General features: G+C 41.4%; 1 protein-coding gene. It reads left to right on the top strand.

All coding sequences use genetic code 11. The features are described from left to right. Positions 1-548, top strand: a 548-nt coding sequence (locus MICAI_RS17160; protein ID WP_039900448.1) for an ISAs1 family transposase, incomplete at both ends; no start/stop codon positions are given.

Here is a 548-nt window from a genome sequence, read left to right as displayed (position 1 = left end):
CTTGGTTATCTGAGTTTTTAGAATTACCTAATGGCATTCCTTCTGATGACACTTTTCGGCGGGTTTTTGAACGGATTAACCCGGAAGTTTTGGACAAAGTTTTGTCTCAATGGCTGCCCCATTTAATCGGTTCTCTTTCGGGGGAAATAGTTCCCATAGACGGGAAAAGTCTCAGAGGTTCTTACGACCGTAATCAAGGAATTAAAGCCTTGCATTTAGTGACGGCTTGGGCGGGGGAGCAGAAATTAGTTTTAGGACAAGTCAAGGTGGAAGATAAATCCAATGAGATTACTGCTATTCCCGCTTTACTAGAACTGTTAGACCTTCAAGGGGCAATTATCACCCTAGATGCTATGGGAACTCAAACGGCGATTATTAATCATATTCAAGCCAAAAAAGCTGACTACGTTGTCGCCCTTAAAGCTAATCATCCGACTCTTTATACTCAGGTCAAAAACTGGTTTGAGCAAGCTCAAGCACATCAATTTGATGGTATTCAATTTAGTTATGATTACCGTCTGGAAAAAGGTCATCATCGCCTCGAAAAA

The sequence above is a fragment of the Microcystis sp. T1-4 genome (genome assembly GCF_000297435.1).
GTDB lineage: Bacteria > Cyanobacteriota > Cyanobacteriia > Cyanobacteriales > Microcystaceae > Microcystis.
This window is presented reverse-complemented; position numbering and strand designations above follow the sequence as displayed.